6 protein-coding genes and 1 pseudogene are annotated in these 6000 nt (G+C 24.3%); 1 reads left to right on the forward strand and 6 read right to left on the reverse strand.

Translation table 11 applies throughout. The annotated features are described in order from the left end of the window. Positions 1–495 precede the first annotated feature (495 nt). Together BM020_RS05580 and BM020_RS05585 are read right to left on the reverse strand one after the other, a co-directional pair. Positions 496–1176, reverse strand: coding sequence for a 2,5-diamino-6-(ribosylamino)-4(3H)-pyrimidinone 5'-phosphate reductase (locus BM020_RS05580; protein ID WP_067146078.1), 681 nt, complete (start codon positions 1174–1176; stop codon positions 496–498). A 138-nt stretch (positions 1177–1314) separates the two neighbouring features. Further along, on the reverse strand, positions 1315–2076 hold the full coding sequence (locus tag BM020_RS05585; protein WP_067146076.1) for a TatD family hydrolase: 762 nt from the start codon (positions 2074–2076) through the stop codon (positions 1315–1317). A gap of 469 nt (positions 2077–2545) precedes the next feature. On the opposite strand from BM020_RS05585, the pseudogene BM020_RS09840 reads away from it, so the two are divergent. Next, a pseudogene (locus BM020_RS09840) lies at positions 2546–2827 on the forward strand (ISNCY-like element ISM1 family transposase); the annotation flags it as partial. Between the two features lie 130 nt (positions 2828–2957). On the opposite strand, the gene BM020_RS05595 reads toward BM020_RS09840, so the two are convergent. From BM020_RS05595 to mtxX, 4 genes are all read right to left on the reverse strand, one after another. Then, on the reverse strand, positions 2958–3332 hold the full coding sequence (locus BM020_RS05595) for a DUF2283 domain-containing protein (protein WP_074798536.1): 375 nt from the start codon (positions 3330–3332) through the stop codon (positions 2958–2960). Then, positions 3322–3468, reverse strand: a complete 147-nt coding sequence (locus BM020_RS09600) for a hypothetical protein (protein ID WP_158499584.1) — start codon at positions 3466–3468, stop codon at positions 3322–3324. The genes BM020_RS05595 and BM020_RS09600 overlap by 11 nt, the downstream gene beginning before the upstream one ends. A 411-nt stretch (positions 3469–3879) precedes the next feature. Then, positions 3880–4650 (reverse strand): polyprenyl diphosphate synthase, encoded by a 771-nt coding sequence (uppS, locus tag BM020_RS05605; protein ID WP_067146070.1) that lies wholly within the window; start codon positions 4648–4650, stop codon positions 3880–3882. Positions 4651–4833: 183 nt separating this feature from the next. Then, positions 4834–5616 (reverse strand): methanogenesis marker protein Mmp4/MtxX, encoded by a 783-nt coding sequence (gene mtxX / locus BM020_RS05610; RefSeq protein ID WP_234970521.1) that lies wholly within the window; start codon positions 5614–5616, stop codon positions 4834–4836. Between the last annotated feature and the right edge of the window lie 384 nt (positions 5617–6000).

The raw sequence follows: 6000 nt of genomic DNA on the forward strand, positions 1-6000 counted from the left end.
AAACATTTGGTTTTTAACCAAAAATAAAAAAAAATATTGAAGAAATTTTTTAAAAAAAGTATTTTAGTATGGAAATTAAACTAAAATCATTTACAAAACATTGCTTCAATCTATTTCAAAGCAAATCAAAAAAGAAAGAAAAATCTATCAAATCGAAACTAAAATAATTCGAGGTGAAAAAATTAAGAAAAGAAAATTAAAACCTCAATTAAAAAACCATAATTTCAAAAACAAGTAGAAGCAAACAGAGAAAATAAATTTGTTTGCTTTTACATTCTTTTTAATTTATTAAAATTAATAAAGAATATTTATATTTATATTAATTAAATAAATTAAAACTAGCAAAAAATATATTTTTTACAATTACTTATTTTATTCATTAATAATTATTATATCATTATTTTATTTTTACAAATTACTTATTTTATTCATTAATAATTATTATATCATTATTTTGTTTTAAAACATTATATTTCAAAAAAATCTCATTAAATCTTATTTTAAAACCTTATATTCCATTATAAAGTCTTTTCCTAAAGGATAAGATTTCTCTAATTTTAATTGTACAGCATCCTTCATATTGTCAAATCCATCTCCATCAAAGAATGTTTTAGAATCCTTACCTCCAACAATCATAGGTGCAATACATATTTTTACTTCATCAATTAAATTATCACTAATCATAGAAAAGTTTAAAGTAGATCCCCCTTCTAGCATAAGAGTTTTAATTCCTTTAGTATATAAATATTCCATAAACTCTACAAGATCAACAGGTTCTTCTGATGAATAGAAGAGATTAGCCTTTTTAGAAAGTTCTTTTGCTCTATTAACAGCGTCCATATCACAATTAGGATTATTTTCATCACAAATAGAAGATACCCCAATTATAGTCTCTGCATCATCATTTAAAATTCTAAAATTCAATGGAGTTCTTGCCTTATTATCTACAACGACACGAATAGGATTATCTTCTTTCTTTGCCTTTATCTTATGAACAGAAAGCCTAGGATCATCAGCTAAAACCGTACCTATTCCAACCATAATCCCATCAACTTCTTTCCTAATTTCATGAACACGTTCAAGGTCTTCTTTACCTGAAATTTCAGAGCTTCCAGTTTTTGTAGCTATTTTACCATCTAATGTCATAGCTACATTTAATATTACATAAGGTTTCATAATATCATGCTTTAAAATCCTTTTAAAAAAAATAATTTAAAACTAAACAATAACAAACATACTTTAAAATTTAATAATGGCTTAATAAAAATAAAATAATCTAACAAGCATCACTTTAATTAATCCTTTTTTTAATAATTATATGCCGAATACATATCTTGCATTCTTTTCAGTTCGCTGGTCTATCTCATCCACAGTGGTTTCTTTTAATTCAGCTAATTTTTCAACTGCTAGTGCAACATTAACAGGTTCATTCCTTTCTTGTTTTGTCATTGCTAAATAGGGACTATCTGTTTCAGTTAAAATTCTTTCAATGGGGATTTCTTTAAATAAATCTTGATGCCTCCCACTGTAACAAAGCATAGTAGAACAACTTAAATAATAATCATCCATATCCAATATTTTACGAGCAGTTTTTAAGCTACCTCCATAACAATGGAATATAACTTTAGGAATATCATCATATTCTTTTAATAAATTAAATATCTTCTTCTCACAATCTCTACCATGAATAAGTAAAGGTTTCCTGTATTCATTTGCAATTTCAATAAAGCCCGTGAATATTTCTTGTTGACGTGCTCTTAATGTTTTATCTGTGCAGTAGAAAAAGTCCATTCCTACCTCACCAATAGCTAATATTTCATCAAGATGTTCAACCATTTGTTTATGAGCTAAATCAATTTCTTCTTTAGGAGAATTTTGTGAACTTACAGGATGAAAACCAAAAGTAGGATAAACAAATCCATCATATTCTTTTGAAAGTTTTAAAGCTTTTTCATTACTTTCTAAACCATATCCTGAGTTAATTACAGCTGAAAGTTTATCCCTAGCTCTAGCTATTACATCCTCTCTATCAGCATCAAATTCATCAAAATCTATATGACAATGAGTATCTATCATCCTATCACTGAACTAATAATTTATAATTCTTTTAAACATAATGTATTTATCATTACAAGTCTTAAGTATCCATAACATTTTTAAGAGTTAAAATATTATATATTTTACTTTATATTTAAAATTAAGTTTTTAAAAATCTTCAAAACTATAAAAAAAGGACAATAATAGCTAAATATCTAGCTATTAAAATAAGTAGTTTTATTAAAAAATGGTAAATTTACTCAAATAAATGAAGAATCTTTTACCTTATTAAGTTAGCCTATATAATTTAGGAATGTGATATTCAGGATTCATAATATATACAAAATCATTCTCACGAAGATTCTTTAAATTTTTACTAGATTCATTTGGACTAATATTTAATTTTTGAGGTTGTAAAAAAGTTTAAGTTTAAAAATAAAAATTTATTATTTATTTATAAATAAAATAATTAGAAATAAATTTAAGCCCATAAAATTTTAAAATCCCAAAAAAAGCGATTGAAGAATTTAAAAATTATTTAGAAAATTATGATTCAATTCCAGAAGTTTTAATGCAGTTTCTAAACAAACATGTCTTAAATCACTTCAAAAGATACATAGAATACTTAGATGATGAAAATATTGAAAAAACATCAAATAAAGTAGAAAATTACTACAGACAAACAAATCCAGAAAAAATTAAGAAAACTTACAAAACTAAAAATGGAATTTTAACATTTTTAGACTACCAAATGAAAAACTGGAGAAAAAATCACATAAAAATAAAATAAGCCTATAAACAAGTTAATAAATATGCGAACAAAACAAATGTTGAATAAAAAAAGATTCACCATCACAGAAATATATTTTTGATAATGAATCATTATAAACTTTGAAAAAATTTATAAAAATAAAATAAAATTAAGCAGTTACTAATTCAGTTTCCATATTAGGGATATTAGCATAATTGTTAATTAAAGAACTTAAAACAGAATCTTTTTGCTTATTATGGATTGAAACTCCAATAGTTACATCAATTTTAATACAGTCATCATTAACACAAACATTCATATTAAATGAAAAAAGATTATGTAAACTGTACTTAGGTACATTAAATCTTTTAGATGCATCAAGAACCTCTAAAGAAATAGGAACATTATTAACATCAAAATCTAATAAAATACCTTCATCCATTTCAATAGTTTCATGATAAGAAAAATCTCTTTTAACTTTAACTGCTAAAACATCAGCAGAAGAATCATACTTATAATCTACTGCAAAAGAATTATCTTTCACACTCTCTCCTCCTTTTATCAACTGGATAAGCAGTGATAATTTTTACAATACGATAATCATCAATTTCAATAATTACATACAGATCCATTGTAGATTTAGTTTCATGAGGATAAACTAATTTAAACCGATTAGCCATAGTTTTAGAAATAGATAATGGAATATCATTTAGTAAACATTTTACAACATAATTAATCTCAAAATCTCTTTCTAACCATCTTTCTTCAAAATGAGGAATTAATCTATTAACTAATATATCATTGGATTATATATAATACTTTTCATACATATGCTCTTAGATAATTTTATAATTTAATAATTTGTAAACTACTATTGTTTTAAACTCACTAAACACACTCATATCATGGATACATCAGAATTACAATGTGTATATCCTATCCCTATTAAAAAATAAATTAATAATTGTAATAAATAATAAATAAAGTAATTTAAAAAAAGAAAAAAATAATTTAAAAAATTTAAACTTTCTAAAAGTTTTGAAAAAATTTTAATCAAGTTTTTTTTAACCGAAGGTTAAAAAAAGCTTGGATTAAACACCAAATCTTCTATCTCTTTCTTGATAATCACGAATAGCTCTTAAATAATCTACTTTTCTTAACTCTGGCCATAAACTATCACAAAAATAAAGCTCTGAATAAGAAGATTGCCATAGTAAGAATCCACTAAGTCTTTCCTCTCCACTGGTTCTTATAATAAGACTTGGATCTTCTAAGCCAGCAGTATATAAGTTTTTACTTACTAAATCTTCATCAATATCGCCAATAGAAATTTCACCATCTTCTACCTGCTTATAAATCTTTTTAATAGCATCTACGATTTCTAAACGGCCATCATAACCTATAGCTAAGTTAAACAATCTTTCATTATAATCTTTTGTAGATTCTTCTGCCTCTTGAATAGCTTCACGAACACTATCTGGTAAAAGTTCTATTCTACCTACAACTTTTACACGAACTTTATTTTTGTGAATTTTTTCATGATTTACTATTCTTTTAAAGTTTTTAACAAATAAATTCATTAAACCTTCAACCTCTTTTTGAGACCTATTAAAGTTTTCAGTTGAAAAAGCATAAGCAGTTACGATTTCAATTCCTAAATCAATACTCCAATCAAGAACCTTTTCTAAGGTATCTACACCAATTTCATGACCTTTAATAACTGCCATATTCCCCTGAATCTTAGAGTATCTTCTATTACCATCCATAATAATAGCTACATGTTTTGGCATCCTATTAGGGTCTAATTCATTTAAAAGACGCTTTTCATAAATTTTATATAAAAATTGTGGTGGCACAATCATTCCTCATTAAATTGATTATAATATTTTTTAAGTTTTTAATTAATAATTTCTTATCAATATTATCCATAATTTTTAAAATTACTTAAAGAAGTAATTCATTATCATATAATATATTTAGTAAAATAAATTTAAATAGTTTTATATTATTTTTTGAAAAATAGTTAAAGTTTTAGAATGGTTGAATTATTCTTTTAATTTCGCTAACTTATAAGCTAATTTTAAACTTCTTTTATAGCCTTCTACACTTTGATCACGGCTTGTATCAATAAATATTTCATCCATTCCTAATGTAACTGCACCAAAACTCGGCCATTTATCAAGTAAAACTAGTGTTCTAAACATTATATTGCCAAAAATACCATCATTAGCAAGAATAATATTGTATCCCTCTTCAATAGCTTGTTCTAGGAGAATGTAATAATTCTTTATAGAATAATTTTTAGAAATATCATCAGAGTTATTATCAAAATTATCTAATTTATTAAAAGTATCTGTTAATAGATTTGTTAACTCTTGGGAAGATATTAAACTTTCATCAATTTTTTCACTTCTACCTAAATCATCTTTTCTTCCTTCAGCTAAAATAGCTATTTTTGGCATTTTTCCAAGATATTGTAAGAAATTTGCAGCTTGAATAGCAAGCTCAACCTTTTCCTCTAAATTTTTACCTTCATCTATCCCAACAGGAGCAAGTAAAAATTCATAATCTTTAGAAAAGTTTTCATCCTCAGAAGTATTAATATAAGTAGCTCTATTAATTTTACAATCTGATTTAAGTTCTTTAATAGATTTGATAATTTTAGAAGCTTTAAGTGAACCTCTAAGAGTAGCATGAACCTTCGGATTTTTAAATGCATCAATAAGTTCATCTTCACTCTTAACTAAATGTATATTTAAATCTTCTATTGATTCTAATTCTTTAGAAGCTAATAAAATATTTTCATTTTCTCCTAAACCAGCTACCATATTAATCATATTAATTGATATATAAATTATTTAATTTAAAGTTTTATAAAATTAGAAAAAATAGTAGGGTCCTAGATTTTTTCTAAAAATTAGAGCATTTTTTGTTCTTATTTTCTATGTTTTCAATACTCTATGATTTCCCATAGTAAAAATACAAATTTTATGAACGTTATTAACGTAAAAAGTGCCTTTACAATCGTTAAATTTAAATACTATGTTAAACATATATTTATTTAGTGAATTAACATGAAACATAGTATTAAATTTGATAATAAAGACACTAAATATATTATATTGGTTAAAGCATTTAAATTTATCGACTTGTGAAAAATCTAAAAAAAATTTACGCAAGTTATAGGGATTAAAAATATTAAAAAATTTCAA

Origin of the sequence: Methanobrevibacter olleyae, assembly GCF_900114585.1 — an archaeon.
In the GTDB taxonomy this organism is placed as follows: domain Archaea; phylum Methanobacteriota; class Methanobacteria; order Methanobacteriales; family Methanobacteriaceae; genus Methanobrevibacter; species Methanobrevibacter olleyae.